The organism is Winogradskyella sp. A3E31 (assembly GCF_046720935.1).
GTDB lineage: Bacteria > Bacteroidota > Bacteroidia > Flavobacteriales > Flavobacteriaceae > Winogradskyella.
This window is the reverse complement of the sequence record NZ_JBHNWH010000005.1, coordinates 62,377-84,831: the sequence shown is the minus strand read 5'-3', so window position 1 is coordinate 84,831 and position 22,455 is coordinate 62,377. Positions and strand designations below refer to the sequence as shown.

At 35.8% G+C, this 22,455-nt stretch carries 18 protein-coding genes; 8 read left to right on the top strand and 10 right to left on the bottom strand.

From position 1 onward, the window contains the following. The first annotated feature begins 7 nt into the window (after positions 1-7). Positions 8-379, top strand: coding sequence for a hypothetical protein (locus ACFEMA_RS07530; RefSeq protein WP_411767475.1), 372 nt, complete (start codon positions 8-10; stop codon positions 377-379). On the opposite strand, the gene ACFEMA_RS07525 is transcribed toward ACFEMA_RS07530, so the two are convergent. Further along, positions 376-1,548, bottom strand: coding sequence for a proline dehydrogenase family protein (locus ACFEMA_RS07525; protein ID WP_411767474.1), 1,173 nt, complete (start codon positions 1,546-1,548; stop codon positions 376-378). The two genes, ACFEMA_RS07530 and ACFEMA_RS07525, sit on opposite strands and share 4 nt — an antisense overlap. 94 nt (positions 1,549-1,642) lie before the next feature. Between ACFEMA_RS07525 and aroB the strand changes: the two genes are divergently transcribed. Then, on the top strand, positions 1,643-2,713 hold the full coding sequence (gene aroB / locus ACFEMA_RS07520) for a 3-dehydroquinate synthase (protein ID WP_411767473.1): 1,071 nt from the start codon (positions 1,643-1,645) through the stop codon (positions 2,711-2,713). A 7-nt stretch (positions 2,714-2,720) separates the two neighbouring features. Here the strand turns inward: aroB and ACFEMA_RS07515 are convergent, their stop codons facing one another. Further along, positions 2,721-3,797: a DUF3667 domain-containing protein gene (locus ACFEMA_RS07515; protein ID WP_411767472.1), complete on the bottom strand. Its 1,077-nt coding sequence runs from the start codon at positions 3,795-3,797 to the stop codon at positions 2,721-2,723. Between the two features lie 217 nt (positions 3,798-4,014). On the opposite strand from ACFEMA_RS07515, the gene ACFEMA_RS07510 reads away from it, so the two are divergent. Then, positions 4,015-4,704: a hypothetical protein gene (locus ACFEMA_RS07510; RefSeq protein WP_411767471.1), complete on the top strand. Its 690-nt coding sequence runs from the start codon at positions 4,015-4,017 to the stop codon at positions 4,702-4,704. A 171-nt stretch (positions 4,705-4,875) separates the two neighbouring features. After that, on the top strand, positions 4,876-6,309 hold the full coding sequence (locus ACFEMA_RS07505; RefSeq protein WP_411767470.1) for a hypothetical protein: 1,434 nt from the start codon (positions 4,876-4,878) through the stop codon (positions 6,307-6,309). A gap of 84 nt (positions 6,310-6,393) precedes the next feature. Here ACFEMA_RS07505 and ACFEMA_RS07500 read toward each other — a convergent pair whose 3' ends face one another. From ACFEMA_RS07500 to ACFEMA_RS07490, 3 genes are all read right to left on the bottom strand, one after another. Then, the gene (locus ACFEMA_RS07500; RefSeq protein ID WP_411767469.1) at positions 6,394-7,677 is read right to left on the bottom strand and encodes a glycosyl transferase family 1; all 1,284 of its coding nucleotides are present in this window, start codon (positions 7,675-7,677) and stop codon (positions 6,394-6,396) included. Continuing rightward, positions 7,677-10,115, bottom strand: coding sequence for a YfhO family protein (locus ACFEMA_RS07495; protein ID WP_411767468.1), 2,439 nt, complete (start codon positions 10,113-10,115; stop codon positions 7,677-7,679). Before ACFEMA_RS07495 ends, ACFEMA_RS07500 begins: the two co-directional genes overlap by 1 nt. An 85-nt stretch (positions 10,116-10,200) precedes the next feature. Then, positions 10,201-10,485 carry a DUF4834 family protein gene (locus tag ACFEMA_RS07490; protein ID WP_411767467.1) on the bottom strand — a complete coding sequence of 95 codons (285 nt, stop codon included), beginning with the start codon at positions 10,483-10,485 and terminating at the stop codon, positions 10,201-10,203. Positions 10,486-10,591: 106 nt separating this feature from the next. On the opposite strand from ACFEMA_RS07490, the gene ACFEMA_RS07485 reads away from it, so the two are divergent. Both ACFEMA_RS07485 and ACFEMA_RS07480 read left to right on the top strand, forming a co-directional pair. Next, positions 10,592-11,485 carry a transporter gene (locus tag ACFEMA_RS07485; protein WP_411767466.1) on the top strand — a complete coding sequence of 298 codons (894 nt, stop codon included), beginning with the start codon at positions 10,592-10,594 and terminating at the stop codon, positions 11,483-11,485. Between the two features lie 43 nt (positions 11,486-11,528). Further along, positions 11,529-12,647 (top strand): GTP cyclohydrolase, encoded by a 1,119-nt coding sequence (locus tag ACFEMA_RS07480; RefSeq protein ID WP_411767465.1) that lies wholly within the window; start codon positions 11,529-11,531, stop codon positions 12,645-12,647. Between the two features lie 48 nt (positions 12,648-12,695). On the opposite strand, the gene ACFEMA_RS07475 is transcribed toward ACFEMA_RS07480, so the two are convergent. The 3 genes from ACFEMA_RS07475 to ACFEMA_RS07465 all read right to left on the bottom strand — a co-directional run bounded on the left by ACFEMA_RS07475 (position 12,696) and on the right by ACFEMA_RS07465 (position 17,323). Further along, on the bottom strand, positions 12,696-13,955 hold the full coding sequence (locus tag ACFEMA_RS07475) for an aminotransferase class I/II-fold pyridoxal phosphate-dependent enzyme (RefSeq protein ID WP_411767464.1): 1,260 nt from the start codon (positions 13,953-13,955) through the stop codon (positions 12,696-12,698). Positions 13,956-14,155: 200 nt separating this feature from the next. Beyond that, positions 14,156-15,193 carry a PLP-dependent cysteine synthase family protein gene (locus ACFEMA_RS07470; RefSeq protein ID WP_411767463.1) on the bottom strand — a complete coding sequence of 346 codons (1,038 nt, stop codon included), beginning with the start codon at positions 15,191-15,193 and terminating at the stop codon, positions 14,156-14,158. 69 nt (positions 15,194-15,262) lie between these two features. Next, positions 15,263-17,323 carry a S9 family peptidase gene (locus ACFEMA_RS07465; protein WP_411767462.1) on the bottom strand — a complete coding sequence of 687 codons (2,061 nt, stop codon included), beginning with the start codon at positions 17,321-17,323 and terminating at the stop codon, positions 15,263-15,265. A gap of 76 nt (positions 17,324-17,399) precedes the next feature. Between ACFEMA_RS07465 and ACFEMA_RS07460 the strand changes: the two genes are divergently transcribed. Further along, the gene (locus tag ACFEMA_RS07460; RefSeq protein WP_411767461.1) at positions 17,400-17,711 is read left to right on the top strand and encodes a YbaB/EbfC family nucleoid-associated protein; all 312 of its coding nucleotides are present in this window, start codon (positions 17,400-17,402) and stop codon (positions 17,709-17,711) included. A gap of 80 nt (positions 17,712-17,791) precedes the next feature. Here ACFEMA_RS07460 and ACFEMA_RS07455 read toward each other — a convergent pair whose 3' ends face one another. Together ACFEMA_RS07455 and ACFEMA_RS07450 are read right to left on the bottom strand one after the other, a co-directional pair. After that, positions 17,792-18,811: a threonine aldolase family protein gene (locus ACFEMA_RS07455; RefSeq protein WP_411767459.1), complete on the bottom strand. Its 1,020-nt coding sequence runs from the start codon at positions 18,809-18,811 to the stop codon at positions 17,792-17,794. Continuing rightward, positions 18,811-21,225, bottom strand: a complete 2,415-nt coding sequence (locus ACFEMA_RS07450) for a zinc-dependent metalloprotease (protein ID WP_411767457.1) — start codon at positions 21,223-21,225, stop codon at positions 18,811-18,813. The genes ACFEMA_RS07455 and ACFEMA_RS07450 overlap by 1 nt, the downstream gene beginning before the upstream one ends. A 105-nt stretch (positions 21,226-21,330) precedes the next feature. Here ACFEMA_RS07450 and prfB point away from each other — a divergent pair. Beyond that, positions 21,331-22,441 (top strand): peptide chain release factor 2 gene (gene prfB / locus ACFEMA_RS07445; RefSeq protein ID WP_411767456.1). Its coding sequence is split into 2 segments (ribosomal slippage): positions 21,331-21,393 and positions 21,395-22,441, totalling 1,110 coding nucleotides; the frame shifts between segments, so codons are not numbered across the junction. Positions 22,442-22,455 lie beyond the last annotated feature (14 nt).

The window sequence follows — 22,455 nt, the reverse complement described above, 5'->3', positions numbered from 1 at the left end:
CTTATTTATGAAATTTGTACAACGTTTAGGCTATTACTTAGGTGGCTTTGCCATTGGATTAATCATCCTCGCTTTTTTTCTCAATGGAAAAGATGCTTCATGTGATTACGGACCTAATGCCAGAACAACAAAAAATATTGCTTCAAAACAATTACAATTATCATCTGGGGTTGAAGCGAATTTTTTATCTAGACAAATTGATTCTACAATAGCCAAACAATTGATTCGCTACGGAAATGTGGACTTTTCTGAAAGTGATGTTAAAGCAAAGCCTTGTAAAGTATATCATATTGAAAACAGTTATAAGGACGAGCCAGTGGTTCTTAAAGTCAGAAACTGTGATTCTATTGCTACAATATTGAGTGCGCGTTTTAACTAGAGCTTACGACGTTTCATTTCTTTTTTAAGAAGTTGAAGTTCTCTACTTGTTTGCCCTGCTACAGATGTATTTTCTTCTGCCCTTCTTATTAAATATGGCATCACATCTTTTACTGGACCAAAAGGCACATATTTAGCAACATTATACCCTTCTTTTGCCAAATTAAAACTGATATGGTCGCTCATGCCATACAATTGCCCAAACCAAACATTATTATCTGTTTTAGAAATGTTCAGTTCTTTCATGATTTCTAAAGCTTTTAAGCAGCTAATCTCATTATGAGTTCCTATGAAAATCGAAATGTCGTTAAGGTGTTCTAAAATATAATGCAGAGCTGCATTAAAGTTGTCATCCGTGGCTTTTTTATTCAAACAAATCGGGGAATCATAACCATATTCAAGCGCACGCTCACGTTCCTTTTCCATATAGGCTCCACGGACAATTTTCATCCCTATTTTAAAACCGTCTTTTTTTGCACGTTTGTGCAGTTCCTGTAAATACTCAAAACGATCCCAGCGATAGCATTGTAAGGTATTATAAACTATAGGCTTTTCAATATTATAAACCCGCATCATGTCTTCTACCAAATCATCAGCGGCTGTCTGCATCCAACTTTCTTCACCATCGATTAACACCTCAACATCTTTATCTTTTCCTTGTTTACAAACCTTATGAAACCGATCTACTATCCTATTCCATTCTTCTTGTTCTTTAGGCGAAAAGGGTTCACCTTTAGATTTCTTTTCATACAAATAAAATCGGCCAAACCCTGTGGGCTTAAACACAGCGATAGGCATGGCCTCACGATCATCCGAAAAATTGATAATCTTAATCGTTTTCTCAACCGCAGCGTCAAAATGCTCTTCAATAGCTTTGCCTTCTACCGAATAATCTAAAACAGAACTTACTCCTTCTTCATACATCTTGTCAATAACAGACAGGCAATCATCCTCGTTAACTCCCCCACAAAAATGATCAAAAACCGTTGACCTAATCAACCCTTCAACAGGCAAGTTAGCTTTTAAGGCTAGGTTTGTAGCGGCAGTCCCAATTTTAACCAAAGGCTCAATGGCTATCATTTTGAACAAAAAATATGCCCGCTGTAACTCTGAGTTGGATTTTAATTTAAATGCGGTTTCCGTATTTTCGAATAATGACTTCTGGGACATTTTTAATTTTTAGCTGAACAAAAATATGGAATATGCCCCTACTTTTACTAAAAATCTGAGTATTTTCACACCCTGAAATTTAGAGATTAAAAGCATGACTTCTATAGAGACAAAAGATGCCGTTGTACACTTCAATAACAAGGTATATTTAGCTTTAAATGACTTTTTAAAAGATTGTTTAACTTCTAAAATTTTTGTTATCGTTGATGAGAATACTCATGTAGACTGTCTACCTGATTTCCTTTCTAAAATTGAAACAGATATTGCTATAGAAGTGATTGAGATACCTGAAGGTGAGCTTCATAAAACTATTGAAACTTGTATAGGAGTTTGGAATGCACTTTCAGAATTAGATGCCGACAGAAAAAGTTTAATTATAAATTTAGGTGGTGGTGTGGTCACTGACCTTGGTGGTTTTGTGGCTTGTACTTATAAGCGTGGTATAGAATACATCAATGTGCCCACCTCTTTATTGGCAATGGTTGACGCCTCTGTTGGTGGAAAAACAGGCGTAGATTTAGGGTCTTTAAAAAACCAGATTGGTGTAATTAGTGAACCTAAAATGGTTTTAATTGATACCGAATTTTTAAATACTTTACCTCAAAATCACATGAAATCTGGTTTGGCTGAAATGCTAAAACATGGTTTGATTAGAGATGAAGCCTATTGGGACAAATTGTCTTCCTTAGAACAACTTTCAATTGAAGATTTAGATCAATTAATTTATGATTCTGTTGTCATAAAAAATAATGTTGTTACAGAAGATCCTACTGAGCAAGGGCTAAGAAAAATTCTAAACTTCGGACACACCCTTGGCCATGCTATTGAATCCTACTTTTTAGATGCTAAAGACAAAGCAGCCCTGTTACATGGTGAAGCTATTGCCATAGGTATGATTTTGGAAACTCATTTATCAACTAAGTATTGTGGGTTTTCTAAGGACGATTTAAATACTATTTCAGCTACGTTCTTAAAAACCTTCAAAAAAGTGACAATCGAAAATAAAGATTTTGATCCTATTGTTGACTTAATGAAGTATGATAAAAAGAACAGTCATGGTAAAGTAAAATTCGTTCTGTTGAATAATATCGGAAATCCAGAAGTTGATTGTGAGGTCAGTAATAGTGATATCTTTGAAGCCTTTAAGTATTACAATGCTTTGTAGGTGTTGTCTAAAACATAAAGGTAAGTCCTACTAAAACCACAAAAGCCATCGGTAGTACAAGCGACAAGAAAATAAAGCTAATCAGTCCACTTTTTAGAAACGTCAATATCCAATGTTGCTTGTAAAATTGCTGTAATGCCAACAAAAAATAAAAGAATGTTGACAGGGCAATTAGCCAATCTATCCAATCAGGTATATCTACTATAAATCTGTTAATGGCAAAAACAATACTGAAAACAGTAAACAAAAATGAAAAGAAGTAAAAACTAAACACTAAATGATGTGCATACCTTCCTTTGTTTAAATAAAACAGTTTTAGTATCAGCGCAAATAAAGGCATTAAGAAAAACATAGCTATTGGTATGGTGTCAAAGAACTTTTGCACCAAAGACCCTGCTCCACTCCCTTTTAGCAAATTAAGCCATGTTTGATATATTTTTCTTTGAAAATATCCTGCATCGTCATCCATACCCATTTCTTTATAAATGACTTTATCTTCTGCACCAACTGCTATTAAAGAATCTACCTTTTTCTTATTAAAATCAAAAGAGGTGTTGATATTTCGTGTGGAATCAATTTCTTGATTAAGAAGGGAGTCTGCCAATTTAAGATCCTCATCCTTTAACCCAAATTGTGTCTGATTTTTCTTAATCGACTCCATAACTTTTTCTTTATCCATTGAGTCTTTGAGAGAAAAATTATTTGCAGTTGAATCTTTTTCAATATCGAATTGGACGGCTTGTTCATTGATTTTATCGGCTTCTTTTACCCAATCTCGTGTATTAAATGACAATAGAAAGAAAAAAATAACTGATATAAAAAGATACATCTGTGCTGGATGTAAGTATAAAAGCCGTTTGCCTTCAAGAAACTTAGAGGCCAAATAACCAGGCTTGAACATTAATGGGATAAAACTCTTTAAAAATCTGGCATCGAAAGAAAAGTAATTACTAATGGCATTGTAAAATAATACCCCGATAGTTAAGTCTTCATTCGTTTTTTGCCCACAATGTGGACAAAACTCAAAACCATCTTTAAACGGTTGCTCACAGTTTTGGCACTTATTAGTGTTTTGTTGGTCCATTGGTTTTGGTTAGTTGAAATAAAATTACAAAAACTATAAAAACAGGTACTAAAAAGTCCAAAGAATATAACATTGCCTATCTTATTTTATTTAAAAAATTTACCAACAGCTTGCATAACAAAGGTTTATGATTTTGGCATACTAATTGAAACCTTCAAAACAAATAGCGTAAGCCGAAAAGCTAAATACGAGTAGGCACAATCTAAATTTTAGTACTATGAAAAAAATAGTTTTACTTTTTACAGCAGTGTTAATGGGATTAACATCTGTAACCGCAGCAGAAAGCAGTTCTGCAATTTTAAATAAAGATTTAGATCTTACATCACGCTATCGTTATGCCCAACCTGTAACATTCATTGAACGTGGTGTAGAGTTTCTAATCTTTGCCGATGGTAGTTTTGATTTTAATACAGATTTGATTTCTCCTCGTAGAACCGGTTTGTATTTACAGAGAAATACCAGAAGAAGTTCAATAAATGTAGCCATTGGTGCACCTGGCACTTCTAACTCTCATTATGGCTCAAGAGGAACTCTTGTAACACATGATCGACTGGGACGTGTACGACGTGTAGGCAATGTGTTTATTAATTATGACCGAAACGGACGAATTAAAAGAGTTGGTTCGGTTTATGTGAGCTATAGACATGGTTACCTTCGACAGGTTGGTGGATTAAAACTTCAATACAATAGAAAAGGTCGATTAATCCATACTAAAGGATTTGTCAATAGAAGCAACCAAGATTGCAACTTTTGTGGAATTTCTGGATGTGATATAGATCACCGCAATAGATTTGATGACTTTAATAGATGGGACGATGATTATATCGATGATGACAACTACTACTATTTTAAACAAAATGGTAAGGTGAAAAAGCAGAAGAAATTAAAGTCTAAAAGAAGGAGGTAACATTTCTACAATTATAACCGCTGGGCAATTTATTGCTCAGCATCCTAAACCCTGTAAACCCCCAATTTACAGGGTTTTTCATTTATTTGAGATTTAACTAATCTATTGGTTTAGGGTTTTGGCACGCTGTTTGATTCTTATAATATGAATTTAATTTAAAACCCTAAAAACATGAAACGGATATTATTCTTAATAGCAGGTTTTTTACTCTCAGTAGGATCTGTTGCAGCAAAAACCACCAACAGTACAGAAGCCACCTCATCTAATTTTTATAGAGGATATGGCAACTCATTTATCTTTGTTGAGGACGGCATAGAATTTTCCGTTTTCCCAGATGGGCAATTTGATTTTTATGCACAAGCTTATGGACCAAACGTAAGTGTAGGTATACATTCAGGGCCAGTAAGTTTTAGTTTTAACTCAGGTTACAACTATAACCCTTATGTACAGTATGATAGTTTTGGTGCTGTGATTCAAATTGAAAACACACCTATTTTCTATGATTACTTCGGAAGGGTATCCCAAATCGGTGATATTTTTATCAACTATAATAATTTTGGGAGAGTTAGTGTTATAGGTGGATTAAATATTTTCTATAGAAATAGAGTGTTTTCACACTTTACAGGGTATATCAATATTTATAACAGATCTTATGTGTATAGACCATGGCACCGTTATTATGCAATACCGGCAGCAAACTATTGTATAGTAAATACAGTTCCTTATAGACGGTATTATGTACCTGTAAGACATGTGTACTACAGACCTTACGCGAACAACTATAGATATGCCAGAAACTTTAACAGAAACGTATATTCAAGAGTTGGAAGAAGAAGTAATGATCGTTATTACAGTCGTTATGCACAATCTCCAAGAAACACAAGAGAGCGACAAATACAACGTCGTGTTGAGCGAAGATATTCTAGTATAGCTTCATCAAGAAGCAGTAATAGACGCTTGGCAAGTGCAGATACAGGAAGACGCTACAATACTAGTGCAAGAAGCAATTCTAGTAGCTCTAGAAGATCTAATGATGCAGTGAGCAGAAGCTCTAGAAATGCTGGAGTTGCTCAAAATAATGGAGCAACTCGTACTAATAGAAATGTTATTGGCAACACGAGAGATAGAAACGAACGTTCTAATACTGCTGTAAGAAGCAACCAAAGAACGGAAAGGTCTAATAGTAGAGTTGGTAACACATCTAGGACTTCTAGGTCTAATACTAATGCTAGGGTTAGTCAGTCTTCTAGTACAAATAGATCAAAGTCTAATGCAAGAGTTGGACAGTCATCAAGAACTAATAAAAGTAGAAGCGCTACTATAAACAGAAACTCTGGACGTCAAAACACAAATGCACAAAGAACCCAGAGAAGTACGAGAGTAAAACAAAATGCTAGAGTGTCAAAACCAAGCAGTTCTAATTCTCGTAAGTATAGTAGAACGCAGACACAATCTAGACAACAATCAGTAAAACAGTCTAGAAGCAGTCAGCCTAAAGCAAGACAAAAGACAATACAGAGAAAGTCTTCTGCAAGTCAAAGATCAACAAGTAGACCCTCAAAATCAAAATCTACGAGATCTAACAGTAGACGCTCTAGAGGATAAAATAATTTTTTTGGTTGGTTAGTGGAACGTCCCGCAGGAGTATGCCTCAAAGCACCTTGCGGGATGTTTTTTTATTGTATTAAATTATTTTTTCAATAATTCAGAAAGAGATTTTGTCAATGATCTACGGCTAAATTGTTGAATATCCGTTCTGTTTTTTTCTGACGTTCCATTTTTATAATTCGAAAACTGTTGTAGAATTTCTTTTCGGATATCTTCTTTTTGGCTGTAAGTATAATACTTACCTGAGTTGGTTGATTCTAAAATAGTCTTAACATCAGAACCCTTTGGGCCAACGGCTAAAATCGGGTTTTTAGAATGCATGTATTCAAAAAGCTTCCCCGGTATGATGGATTTAGTATCTTCAGAATCAATTTCTATTAAAAGTAACACATGAGATTTAAGCTGTGCTTTTATAGCTTCATTATGCTCTAGATAGCCCCTAAAATTAACATAATCATTAAGGCCCAATTGTTGAATCGTCTGCATAACGGACTCACTTACAACACCTATAAGCTGCAACATAAAATGGGAACGGAAGTCTTGGTTTGTTCTAACAAGGTCTGAAAGTGCTTCCCAAAGTGCCAGTGGATTTCTGTCGGAAAGCAACGATCCTATATGAGAAATCGTGAATTTATCTTCTTTGCTCCTAACCTCTATGTTATGTTCATCATACCCATTGGTAATCACTTTTATAGGTTGATTTGTTTTAGTTCTAAATTCCTTTTTGGTATGGCTACTTGTCACGGTAATAATATCGGCAGAACGTAATACCTCCAATTCGAGATTCTGATGCTCCTTCATTGCAAATGGTAATAACTTCAGAGCCTTATGATAACCAATAGTCGTCCAAGGGTCTCTAAAATCTGCTAACCAGGTGATATTGTGATTTCGCTTTAACCTCAATCCAATAACATGCATACTATGGGGTGGCCCAGTGGTAATGACTGTTTTAATATTTTCCTTTTTTATAATACTGGACAAATAATGTACTGATGGATTTATCCAGTTTTTTCGGGCATCTGGAATAAAAAAATTCCCCCTAATAAAAAGTAACAATCGCTCTAAGAGTGATTGTTTCTCTTTTTTGGGAATTACACCAGAGCTAATAGATTTTGTTGTCTTCTTAGAAAATAAATTAGCCAATTTATAGGGCTCACTAATAGGCTGTTTTAAAACAGTGATGTCTTTAGGAATATCTCTTAGTAGGCTTTTATCTTCAATAGGATAACTAGGGTTTTCTGGACAATATACAATAGGTTCAAAACTAAATTCTGGTAAATACTTTACAAATTTCAACCAACGTTGTACTCCCGGTCCACCTGCTGGTGGCCAATAATACGTTATAATTAAAACCTTTTGTGGCATTACTGGTTTTGCTTAGTCTTTCTGAATTTATAAAACAACCCTGTAATTAATAGCAGTACGAATACTATGGAACTTGCCAATGCAACCTTGCTACCTGTTTTTACGACTTCAGGTTCAAACTTAAATTCTATAACATGATTCCCTTTTGGTACGGAAACCCCTCGCAAGGCATAATTTACCCGCTGATGTTCTACTGCGTTTCCGTCTATATATGATTGCCAGCCTTCTGAATAATACACTTCCGAAAAAACAGCAAAACCATCGTTTGCATTAGAAGATTCGTATTTAAGATAATTGGGCTTATACTCTACTAATTCTATTGATGCTAAAGAATCTATAGCATATACTTTATCCAGCCCTGCTGAATTAAAATCAGGCATTGCTATCACGGCTTCATTCTTTGTGTCCAGACTATCTAAGGCCTTAATCTCTGCGTTAGCAGATTCAAGTGGTTTTAATTTTGAAATAAACCAGGCATTACCGTTGGCATCCGTATTGGTATACGGAAATACCTGCCCTTGATCTTCTGCAATAATATATTTAGTATTGAGCATGTTGAGCACATTCATATTATTCTGATAAATATGAAAGTTCAACAAATCATCAAATCGTCCTAATTTAGCAGCATGATAGCCTGATAAACTGTTATGGAAATAGGCTGCTCTAGCTGGAGCTCTCTGACCTTCATTAGACATGTCTAATACTCTAAAGTGCCCGTCATCTTTTAATATCTCCTGATCTGCTGCATTTGGTAGATAAGGTCTATCGACTTGTCTGGCTGAGATAAAATTGTCATTATTGACATAGTTTCTATCGACCCCAACCAAATCGAATAAGATGAGTCCAGCAAAAAGAACAACAACAATTTTTTCCGAAAGCTTTTTCTTAATATAGAAATAGATTGTGCCAGCAGATAGCAATACAAGAATTAACGTTCTCAACGTATCAGCATTGAATATGGCTTTTCTATCTTCAATTAAAGCATCTACAAAAGGTTGTCCGTAAGCTTGTCGTAATTGACCATCTCTTGCGCCTACAAAATCGAACAAAGACGACTTAAATAATAAAAAGAGTATGGCTAATCCTGCTGTTATAGCTGTAGCGTACTTCAAAGCCTTCAATTTTTCATCGTCTTTTTCAAAATCGTTGAATAACCGAACCAAGGCAAAAATGCCCAAGACAGGAATGCACAGTTCTAATATCACCTGGATGGAACTTACCGCTCTAAACTTATTATATAGCGGAACATAATCAATAAAAAAGTCCGTTAGAAGTCCAAAATGTTTCCCATAAGATAATAGCAAAGACAACAACGTACCACCAACTAACCACCATTTGAGACGTCCTTTAACCATAAACAAGGCCAATACGAACAAGAATAAAATTACTGCGCCTACGTAAGCAGGTGCCTCTACTATGGTTTGCTCCCCCCAATAGGTATATGCATTTCTAGAGCCTTCAAGTGCTTGTATAGGGTCAGCACCCAAATTGATTAATGCTTTATAGGTTTCGGAATCCTTGCCAATATCTTCTGTACTTCCTCCACCCATAAAACGTGGGATATAAAGGTTAAATGTTTCTAATATTCCATAACTGTATTCCGTGATATATTCTTTACTCAACCCCGTGGTTATCTCTTTTTCACTACCATCGGGATTAATGGTTAATTCACTTTGTCCACGCGTACTTTCCTTTACATATTCTTGTGTAGCTAGAATACTGGTTGCATTTAGACCAATAGCAATTAATACTGCTACTGATAATAATCCAATGGATTTAAAGTAATGCGGTATTTCTTTTTTTCTATAGGCATCTATTAAATACGCTACACCTAAAACGATGACTAAGAGCAATAAATAATAGGTCATTTGGAAATGATTGGCGACTATCTCTAATCCCATGGCAACGATTGTGAGTAAAAATCCAAGAATATATTTTTTCCTGAATACTAAAATAATCCCACTAAGTACAAGTGGCATATATGCAATGGCGTGAGCCTTACTATTATGACCAACACCTAAGATTATAATAAGATAGGTCGAAAATCCAAATGCCAGAGCCCCAAGCGCTGCGAGCTTAAAATCTACTTTTAGGCTTAATAATAATATATAAAAGCCAATGAGGTACAAGAATAAATAATCAGCTGGTCTTGGTAAAAAGCGAAGATTTAAATCGAGTTTTTTTATGTAGTTGTGCGGATATTTTGCACCTAACTGGTATGTTGGCATACCTCCGAAAGCACTATTGGTCCAATAGGTTTCTTCATTTTCAGCAGCCCTAAACTCTTTTTGCTGCTGAGCCATCCCAATGTAATGCATTATATCACTCTGAAAAATCTTTTTTCCTTTTAATACTGGATTAAAATAAGCTAAGGCAATAACAACAAAACCAATAGTTATAAGGAAATGCGGAAGAATTTTTTTAAACGGAAAGGACATGAAACTATTTTGAATAAATATGACTGAAAAGTACTTATATTTTTCGAAAAAGTGAGACCAAAATCAATAAAGACTCATAATAGCCCTACTCTATTTCCTCATAATCGATGTACTCGCCAACATCCTTATTCGATTCTTTGTCGGATTTCGGTACCTTATCGATTACAGTTTCCCCCTCTTTGTGTTTCTGCTGTGACTGCTGCCTTGGATCTTGGCCAAATTGCTGTCCAAAACGTTCCTCGGCTTTTTTCGCCACAAATTTTAATAAAAAGGGAGCAAATAATCGTGCTAAAATCTTAACACCAAAATATATAAGTAATATGATGAGTATGGTTCTCAGTAAACCATAAACAGATGCTGTATAAATCATGCCTTAGTAAACTAATATCAAAAATACAATTTACTGTATTTATAAACCGTTATTATTCCTTAAAAAAAAATTAAAATCTATATATTTGACTTCTAACATTAAGCCAATGTCCAAATCCAAATCCTTTTTTTTAGTCTTTATTTTTTGTTTTGCCCAAATCTCGTATGCACAATATACAGAGGTTATAAACTCTAACCGTCCTGGTGTTTCTAAAAGTGCTTTTTCTGTTGGCACTAATGTTATTCAGCTCGAATTAGGTGGTTTTACGGTAAAAGAAGAACATACCCCTCTTAGATATGAAGTTGAAGGCTTTGGTGTTGATTTTTCTGCACGTTATGGACTTTTATTTGAAGAATTAGAAATCAATATCGAAGGGATTTACCAAAATGATACATTTAGAAGTTTAAATGCCGCCATACCGTTTGAAGACACACGATCTAATTTTAAACAATTTGCATTAGGTGCCAAATATTTAGTTTATGATCCTTATAAAAATGCTGAAGAGGACAAACCCAATTTATATAGTTACCATGCAAACAGGCAATTTAAGTGGAAATCATTAATCCCTGCAGTAGCAGTTTATGCTGGGGCAAATTTTGACTCAAAGGATAATCCATACACTCCACCAGGTATTGAAGGTTTTAGCCCAAAGGTAATGGTGGCTACTCAAAATAACTTTGAAGGTGGTTGGGTTTTTGTCATGAATTTTATAAAAGATAGAATAGGAACAGACTATTCAGATTTTCAATACATATTAACATTAACCCATTCGTTTAGTCCTCAGTGGGTTATTTTTGGAGAAACACAGGGGATTAAAAGTGATTTTTATGCAGATAATTTGTTGAGATTTGGAGGAGCTTATTTATGGACCAAGGATTTTCAGTTAGATGCCAATATCGCTTTTAACACTAAAGACACTCCCTCAGTATTTAACATAGCTTTTGGAGCGTCATATCGCTTCGATTTTCATCAAGATAAGGAAATAGACAATGGCTTTTAATTAACAAGCAGAACTACCAACTAACCAACTAAACGACTAATGAATGATTGAAATTAAAGAAGCTATTTCTAAAAAGGAACTTGCCATTTTTGCTAAGTTTCCTTTTCAGCTTTATAAAGGCTCTCCGTACTGGGTTCCCCCAATAATTAAGCAAGAATTAGAAACTTTCAATAAGGATAAGAACCCAATTTTCAAAGACGCTGATGCCAGATTTTTTCTAGCTTATAAGGACCAAAAGCTTGTAGGAAGAGTTGCAGCCATCATTAATTGGTTAGAAGTAAAAGGTCAGAGCCAAAAGAAGATGCGTTTTGGGTGGTTTGATTTCATTGACGATTTGCAAGTAAGCAAAGCTTTATTGGATAAGGTTGAATCTATCGGAAAAGAAAACAATCTTGAATATACAGAAGGGCCTGTAGGCTTTTCAAATTTAGATAAGGTTGGTGTAATTACTGAAGGTTTTGATACCATGAGCTCTATGATTACATGGTACAACTATCCCTATTACGCAGATCATTATGTGGCACATGGTTATGCGCCAGAAAAACATTATGCAGAAAGCCGTTTTCCATTTTCTAACGTTAATCCAGAAACCTTTGTAAAGGCTCAAGACTTAATAAAACGACGCTATGGTCTTAAGGCATTGTCATTTACAAAAACTGAGGAGGTTATGCCTTATGCCGATCGCATGTTCGATTTATTTAATGAAACCTACTCTACTTTGTCGTCCTTTGTTGCTATAACCGATATTCAGAAGGCTTATTTTAAGGAGAAGTTTATCAGTTTTGTTAATCCAGAGTACATAAAATTTGTAGTTGATGCGTCAGATAATTTAATCGGTTTTGCAATTGTATTACCGTCATTTGCAAAAGCATTAAAGAAAGCCAATGGGAAACTTTTTCCACTAGGATTTTCGCATATCCTAAAGGCCAAAAAGAACAGTAAAGATGTTGTTTTCTACTTGATAGGTATTCACCCAGAGTACCAGAACAAAGGAGTTCATGCTGTTATTTTTAACGAATACTATAATGTTTTTACTGAGCGTGGCATACAAGATTGTTATCGTACACCAGAGCTTGAAGATAATGAGGCCATAAAGAAAATCTGGAAGCACTTTTCGCCTGTTGTTTACCGAAGACGGAAAACATTTAGAAAAGACCTATAAAAAAAAGCCACAACTGAGTGTGGCTTGTTATATAATTTATTAAGGAATTTACTCTCCCATAGAAGCCATTAAGGCTGCAGACATTCTTTTATAAGTTCCGTTGATAAGACGCTCTCTAATAGCATCAAACGCATCTAATGTTTCCTTAACATCTTCCAACGTATGGGTTGCTGTCGGAATCATTCTTAATAAAATTAATCCTTTAGGTATAACAGGGTAAACTACTATAGAACAGAATATTCCGTAATTTTCTCTTAGATCTCTTACTAAGGCCATTGCTTCAGGAATACTACCTTTTAAGTAAACAGGCGTCACACAACTTTGGGTTGTCCCAATATCAAAACCTCTTGCCTTTAAACCTGATTGTAATGCATTAACAATTTTCCAAAGGTTTTGCTTTAATTCGGGCATTGTTCTCAACATATCCAAACGCTTCAATGCACCAACAACAAGCTGCATCTGAAGGGATTTAGCAAACATTTGAGACCTTAAGTTGTATTTTAAATAGTCGATTATTTCTTGGTCACCGGCGATAAAAGCACCAGTACTAGCCATTGACTTAGCGAAAGTTGCAAAATACACATCGATATCGTCCTGTACGCCTTGTTCCTCACCTGCTCCAGCACCAGTAGCACCTAGAGTTCCGAAACCATGGGCATCATCAACAAATAATCTAAAATTAAATTTCTTCTTAAGCGCAACAATTTCTTTTAATCGTCCTTGCTCACCACGCATACCAAACACACCTTCTGAAATCACAAGGATTCCACCACCTGTCTGCTCTGCCATTTTGGTGGCTCTTTCGAGATTTTTCTCTAAACTATCAACATCATTATGCTTGTAGGTAAAGCGTTTTCCCATGTGCAGACGCACACCGTCAATGATACATGCATGAGCATCGACATCATAAACAATAATATCGTCCTTAGAAACCAGAGCATCAATAGTAGATACCATACCTTGGTATCCAAAATTTAAAAGATAAGCTGCTTCTTTATTCACAAAAGCAGCCAATTCATTTTGTAACTGCTCATGTAAGTCGGTATGACCAGACATCATTCGCGCACCCATTGGGTAAGCAGACCCGTATTCGGCAGCTGCTTCAGCATCCACTTTACGTACTTCAGGGTGATTAGCCAAACCAAGGTAATCGTTAATACTCCATGTAATAACATCTTTACCCTGAAACTTCATTCTATTTGAGATTTGACCTTCAAGTTTAGGAAATACAAAATATCCTTCGGCTTGAGCAGCCCACTTCCCTAACGGGCCTTTATCTCTATAAATCTTTTCAAATAAGTCCTTCATGTTCTTCTTTGTCTTAATAAGTCAAAAATTAAGCGTTTTTCGACGTATTAATTTTATGTTAAAATAGTTTAGTCAATTGGCAAAATTAGGCATTATAATTAGGAATGCATAATTTATTTTAGCAATCTATCCACTGACTTTTAAACATAAAAAAGCCTATCAAAATTGAAATAATGACAGGTTTTTTTATTGTTATTGTATTACTTAACGTAATTGATTTTAGCTTTTGGAATTGCAATTTCATCCATAAAGCCTTGCTCTTCCATCCACTTGTCACTATATATCTTGCTCATATATCTAGATCCATGGTCAGGGAAAACAACCACAACTTTATCCGAAGGCTTAAACTCACCTTCCTCATTTAGTTGCTTTAAGGCTTGCATTGCTGCACCACTCGTGTATCCCACAAAAAGTCCTTCTGTACTAGAAATTTCTCGTGCTGTATGCGCGCTTTCGGCATCAGTTACCTTTATAAATTTATCAATTAAGTCAAAATCAGTAGCTGTAGGTATCAAGTTCTTCCCCAACCCTTCTATACGGTATGGATAAATTTCTTTTTCATCCAATTCTCTAGTTTCATGGAATTTCTTTAAAACTGAACCGTAAGCATCAACACCTATGATTTTTATGTTCGGATTTTGCTCTTTTAAATATTTAGAAATACCAGAGATTGTACCTCCTGTACCACTACACGCTACTAAATGAGTAATCTCACCACCTGTTTGCTCCCAAATTTCTGGGCCAGTGCTTTTGTAATGTGCGTCTAAATTAAGTTTGTTGAAATATTGATTGATATAAATAGACCCTTCATGTTCTTTATGAAGACGTTTTGCGACTTCGTAATAAGATCTTGGGTCGTCTGCCTTTACATGGGCCGGACATACATGCACCTTTGCTCCCATTGACTTTAGCATGTCTATTTTATCTGCTGAAGATTTAGAACTTACTGCCAAAATACATTGGTATCCTTTAATGATACTTACCATAGCGATACTAAAACCTGTGTTGCCTGAGGTCGTTTCAATTATGGTATCACCAGGTTTTAAAATGCCTTGTCGCTCTGCTTCTTCTATAATATGAAGTGCAATACGGTCCTTTGATGAGTGACCTGGATTAAAGGCTTCTACTTTAGCATAGAACTCACCTATAAAGCCTGAAGTAATAGTGTTTAACTTAATGAGTGGTGTGCTACCGATAAGCTGAAGCACATTATCATAAACATGGTTGTTTTTCTTCATAAAAGCTATTAATCGAAATAAAAATACTATTATTTCTATAAACCGGGCAAAAATACAAATTTTTTTTAACTAGGTGTTAATACCTTCAAGGTCAAGTAAAAAGGCATATTCTTCTGCATCTTCTTTTAATGCTTCAAAGCGACCTGATGCCCCGCCATGTCCCGCATCCATGTTAGTTCTTAACAGCAATATATTATCATCTGTTTTAAGTTCTCTCAGTTTTGCAACCCATTTGGTCGGTTCCCAATACTGCACTTGCGAATCATGCAACCCAGAAGTCACAAACAAATGCGGATACTCTTTGGCTTCAACATTATCGTAAGGAGAATAAGACTTTATATACTCATAATACAATCTGTCATTAGGGTTTCCCCATTCATCATACTCCCCTGTGGTCAAAGGAATGCTATCATCTAACATGGTCGTTATAACATCTACAAAAGGAACTGCCGCAATAACACCATTGTATAATTCTGGTGCCTTATTGATTATTGCTCCCATCAGTAAACCACCGGCGCTGCCACCCATAGCATATAAATGTTTGTTTGAAGTGAAGTTTTCTGAAATTAAAAACTTTGAGCATGCTATAAAATCAGTAAACGTATTTTTTTTGTGCAACAATTTACCATTGTCATACCAGTGACGACCAAGGTATTCTCCCCCACGAACATGACATATTGCATAGATAAAACCTCTATCGAGTAAACTTAAACGAAGTGAGGAAAAGTAGGGGTCGACTGTAGAACCGTAAGACCCATAAGCATATTGTAACAAAGGATTGCTGCCATTTAACTCAACACCCTTTCGATATACTAACGATATCGGAACTTTTGTTCCATCATCTGCCGTAGCCCAAATTCTTTGGGACTCATAGTTTTCCTTCTTAAAAGTTCCACCTAAAACCTCTTGCTCTTTTAATACGGTCTCCGTCTGGGTCTTCATATTAAAATCGATAACCGATGAAGATGTAGTTAAACTATTATAACCGTAACGCAGAATTTCAGTATCAAACTCAACGTTTGTCGTGGTATATGCTGTATATGTTTCACTCTTAAAAGGTAAATAGTAATCTTCAGAATTATCCCAACGCTTAATTCTCAATTGGTGCAAGCCGTTAGAACGCTCACTTAGCACTAAATAATCCTTAAAAATGTCAATATTCTCTAATAAAACATCATCTCTATGTGGAATAACCTCTGACCATTGGGGTAAAGCAGTATCATTTTCTGGCGTTTTCATCAATTTGAAATTGAATGCCTTGTCTTTATTGCAAAGTATATAAAAGTGATCATCGTAGTGTGAAATACTATATTCCAAACCTCTGACGCGCTGCTGAAAAAGCTTAAATTTCCCTAAGGGCTCATCAGACTTAAGAATATGGTATTCATTTGTAAGCGTACTATAGCAAGCTATAATGATATACTTTCTGCTTTTAGATTTATATACAGCCACTCCAAAGGTGTCATCAGCTTCTTCAAATACCAATTCGCTTTTATTTGACCCTAATTGATATCTATAAATTTGAAATGCCCTCAAGGTCTTTTCGTCCTTTTTGGTAAAAAACAAGGTTGTATTGTCATTACCCCAAGTGGATGACCCTGTAGTATTTTCGATATTATCATTCTCAACAACACCAGTTAACAAGTTTTTAATTTGAATGGTATATTGACGCCTACCACTTAAATCGAGACCAAAAGATACTTTAGTATTATCTGGACTAATAGAGATTCCCACCAATTTAAAATAACTGTGCCCTTCAGCCATTTTGTTACAATCGAATAACAATTCCTCAGGATTATCTAGACTATCTTTTTTACGAGTGTAAACAGGGTAGTCTTTGCCTTTTTCAAATCTTGTAATGTACCAGTAGCCATTATATTTATACGGAACAGACGCATCATCTTCCTTTATTCTGGCCTTCATTTCCTCAAACAATGACTTTTGAAATGCTTTGGTATGGCTCATTTTAGCATCACAATAGTTATTCTCAGCATTTAAATAGTCAATAACTTTAGGGTTTTCCCTGTCATTCATCCAAAAATAATTATCGACCCTTATGTCATTGTGAATTGATAACTCTTTTGGGATTTTATTTGCTACAGGAGGAAGAATATCTTTAGGCTTTGCCATATGATTTAGTAAAAAATTAAGCTGAAAAGTGGCGCAATTTACTAATTTTGAAGCGTAATAATTAAAAGACTTGGATATGTTTGGAGATATGATGGGCATGATGAATAAATTAAAAGAAGCCCAAAAGAAAGTTGAAGCTACAAAAGAACGGTTACATACCGTCATGATAGATGAATCGAGCAGCGATGACAAATTAAAAGTCACTCTAACAGCAAATAGAACTATAAAATCAATTACTATCGACGAAAGTTTACTTGAAGACAAAGAGATGTTAGAGGATTATTTAATACTTACTTTAAATAAAGCCATTGACAAGGCAACCAAAATTAATGAGGCGGAATTAGCTGCTGTTGCCAAAGAGGGTATGCCGAATATTCCAGGACTTTAAAATAGTTTTCAGTCTCAGTTTACAGTGGACTGAATGCGGTAATAGGTTGAAAAACAATTGATTGTACTATTGTTTTAAAACTAGATCTGAATAAGTGTTTGCAAAAGTTTATCGTGCATGTCATCGGTATAGTCTAGATGCGTTACCATGCGTAATTTATTACTTCCCATACCAATGATATGAATATCGTTTTGAGTTAATGCATTTAAAAACGTTGCTTCATCAATATGTTCATGCAATTCAAATATGACAATATTGGTTTCAATAGGTTCCACAATTTTAACGGCATCCATTTCGTTGAGCACCTCTCCTATTTCCAGCGCTTTTTGATGATCTAGGTCTAAGCGTTCAGTATGGTGTTCTAAAGCATACAATCCAGCAGCGGCAAGATATCCTACCTGTCGCATACCTCCACCTAATATTTTTCGCACTCTAATAGCTCCTTCCATAAGATATTTATTACCTAATAAAACTGAACCTATTGGGCATCCCAAACCTTTACTCAAACATACTGATATGGTATCGAAAAGAGATCCGTAGATTAGCGGAGATTCTTTTTTAGCAACGAGGGCATTCCATAGTCGTGCACCATCAAGATGATAGCCTAAGTTATGCTTGTCGGCAATACGTCGGATTGCTTTCAGTTCTTCAAAATCCCAGCAAGCCCCGCCACCTTTATTGGTCGTATTTTCAATTTCGATAAGTGAGGTTAACGGACTGTGATAGAAATCTGGTGGGTTAATCGCAGCTTCCGCCTGTTGGGCAGTAAACATACCACGATGACCGTCGATTAATTTACAGGAAATGCCACTGTTAAACGATGCACCACCGCCTTCATAATTATAAATATGTGCGTATTTATCACAAATCACTTGTTCCCCCGGATTGGTATGTAATTTTAAAGCCGTTTGATTGGCCATACTTCCAGTTGGAAAGAACAACGCTTGGTCCATACCAAACATCTCAGCCAACTTTTCTTCCAAGGCATTTACTGATGGATCTTCTTTATATACATCGTCACCAACATCCGCAGATAGCATAGCATCTAGCATGCCTTTGGTTGGTTTTGTTACCGTATCGCTTCGTAAATCTATTCTCATTAATTAGGGTTATAAGTGCATAAATCAGTTCCGATTGGCGAACCATCTGGTATTTGTGGTGCAGCCTCAATTTTAAATTTCTCAGGGTTATCAAAAAATTCCTTAATCATTAAGCCATATTGAAAACCTATAGCATCTCCTCGTGTACTACTAAACATACTTTTTGTTGCTAAATCTGAAATGGTCTTATTGGCAATCGCCATAACTTCAAAATAACTTTGATTGTTTACGGCTAAATTCATGATGTATTTCATTACATTGTGATTCACTTCATGCTGAATGGCATTGTGATAGTTGTTAGCATTAGAGTTATTAAAGGACGCTGATATAATTTTATCTAAAACCTCTTTTAGTCCTAATTGATTATCATCCAAACCTTTTTGTAATACCAAACGATTGGCGCGTTGTGGATGTAATAAAAACTTCAACGTCATGTCACTAGCAGTAGTTGCTGCTCCAATAGGATCGAAAGCAACTCCTGTTTGCCCTTTAAAGGACTCGCGTGATCGTCCATAACCAAAAGCCCTAGGTGGAAATAAGTCTAATTTATCTTTAGGAATGGCTAAAGCATTTGGCTGAATTGTTTTTAACAAAGCATCAAGTGCTTCTTCTTGTGCCTTTCTATCCACATACTTAGTCGTTAATTGTCCATCACCTTTTACAGCATAATTATAGTCTAATCCTCCAACGACTTTGGTAGTCGCTTCAGTTTGATAGCGATGAAAGAAATATAACGGCACAAACACATCCTCTAAAACAGAATATGGAGTATTGGTCTTTACATTATCTACGGAAAAATTAGCCATTGCCACTTTCCGGACTTCCAAAACGTCATTTAATTCTTCTGCGGCGGATGCTCCATTATCCCATAAATGAGCCAAGGCATGAGCTCCCCCAGCTGCTCTTGCGTCAGAATCTGAAATAAAACGCAATCCATCATTTTTAGCCTTTTCTAAAACGGCATTGAGTTCCTCTTTTTCATTAGCATTTTTACCAAATTCAGAATAACTGTAAGCTACTGTTACTTTATCCCACTCCCCGATTCCTGTATCATAAGCATCACTAAAATCGATATTACCATTTTTCAATGTAATCTGCGGATGTGGATAATCCATAACAGAAGCCCTATCATTTGTGCTCGCTGCAAAATTATGTGCAAACCCTATCGTATGCCCAACTTCATGGGCGCTAAGTTGTCTAATGCGTGCCAGAGCCATATCTAACATCGGTTGATAATTATCATTACCCTCTGCAAAAGGCTTATCCATTAAGGCTTGTGCAATCATAAAATCCTGACGAATCCTTAAACTTCCCAAGCTTACGTGACCCTTAATAATCTCACCTGTTCGTGGATCGACCACCGACGCCCCATAACTCCAACCACGAGTAGAACGGTGTACCCATTGAATCACATTATAGCGACAGTCCATAGGATCTGCATCTTCAGGTAACATTTTAACCTGAAATGCATTTTTAAACCCAATAGCTTCATAGGCTTCGTTCCACCAACGTGCTCCTTCTAATAAGGCTGATCGTACAGGCTCAGGAGTCCCTGGGTCTAAATAATAGATAATAGATTCTTTGGCCTCACTAATTGCTGCATTAGGGTCTTTCTTTTCTAAACGATGCCGAATGACAAATCGCTTTCTAATATCTTCTTGTATTGGTGTGGCATAGTCTAAATAAGACATCGGGATAGCACCACTTCTAGGATCAAACACTCTTGGAGTGTAGTTGTCGTCTGGTAATTTTACAAAAGAATGGTGCTGAATTACTGATACCAAAGACGATGTAGGCGTTACGGAACGTAAATTTCGCCCTGTTGACTCACCTTTAAAGGTTAATAGAGCTTCGAATTCTACATTATTTGGAAATGCTTTTGTCCGTTCTAGAGATAATGCGCTTTTTGAAGCATCAATCTTATACGTGCCTTCCTTGTTTCGTTTTAAGGTGTTTGCCACTCCTTGCGCATCTTCCATTAAAAATGGAGTGAAATCAATGATGTAAGTACTGTTTTCTTCAGATTTAATAGGAAAACCAAATAATACAGATTTTGCAAAGGCCTGCTCTATACTTTTCTTTTCTAAAGCATTATCAGTGTTGGCTCTATATCCTTGATTAGGTTGAATGAGCAATAACTTATTACCGGCTTTTTTAAAATGAACCACACGCTCATTACCTAATTTGCCACGATCTAGACCAATATCGTTACTGCCAACTCCCGTCGCTAAAGAATTGACATATAAAAAGTCCGTTTCAAGCTTATCAACTTTTAGATAGATTTTATCTTCGGAATCGTCGTAATAAAAATCAAAAAATCCTGAATAGGATTCTAAATTAGACTTGTTCAAGACTTGAGCAATGCTGCAGAAACTAAGTGCAAAAAATACAGGTAAGAGTAACGCTTTTTTCATAGAATAGAATTGAATCATAAAACTAATGAAAATTTAAAAATTACTTCATAAAAATCCATACAGGATACATTAGAGCATAGTATATTTGTTGAAAATTATTTTTCTATGATTACTTCAGATCAAATTAAAGATCTTAATACCCGCCTAGATGCACTTAGGCACTATCTTTGACTTAGATGCCAAAAAGATAGAAATCGCTAACGAAGAAGAGCAAACCTTCGACCCCAATTTTTGGAATGACCCCAAGGAAGCCGAAAAAGTAATGAAATCGCTTCGTGAAAAGAAGAGCTGGATTAACGATTTCGAAGCTGCTTCTACACTGTATGAAGACCTAGAGGTCATCTATGAATTCTTTAAGGAAGATGAAGCCCCAATGGAAAATGTCGAGGCACGCTACGAAAAAGCTGTCAATGCCATTGAAAAATTGGAGTTTAAGAATATGCTTTCTGAGGAAGGTGATAGCTTAAGCGCGGTGCTTCAAATTACCGCTGGTGCTGGCGGAACTGAAAGTTGTGATTGGGCAAGCATGTTGATGCGCATGTACCTCATGTATGCTGAGAAAAGTGGTTTTAAAGTCAAGGAACTCAATTTACAAGATGGTGATGTAGCAGGTATTAAAACAGTGACCTTAGAAATTGAAGGAGATTTTGCCTTCGGTTGGCTTAAAGGTGAAAATGGAGTTCATCGTTTGGTACGTATTTCTCCATTTGATAGTAACGCCAAACGCCATACTAGTTTTGCATCCGTATATGTTTATCCGTTGGTTGATGATACAATTGAGGTGGACATCAATCCTTCTGACATTGAAATAACCACAGCAAGATCTAGTGGAGCTGGTGGACAAAATGTGAATAAGGTTGAAACAAAAGTGCAATTATTACATAAACCATCTGGAATACAAATTCAATGTTCAGAAACACGCTCACAACATGATAACCGTGCTCGTGCGTTACAAATGCTGAAGTCACAGTTATACGAGATAGAACTGCAAAAGCAAATGTCTCAACGCGATGATATCGAAGCTAGTAAAATGAAAATTGAATGGGGAAGCCAAATTCGTAATTATGTGATGCATCCTTATAAATTAGTGAAGGACGTAAGGTCATCTCATGAAACCGGAAATGTAGACGCCGTCATGGACGGGGATATTGAACCTTTTTTAAAGGCCTATTTAATGATGATGGGGCAGCAAGAAACATCAACCGAAAACCTCTAAGCCTTTACTTTTTG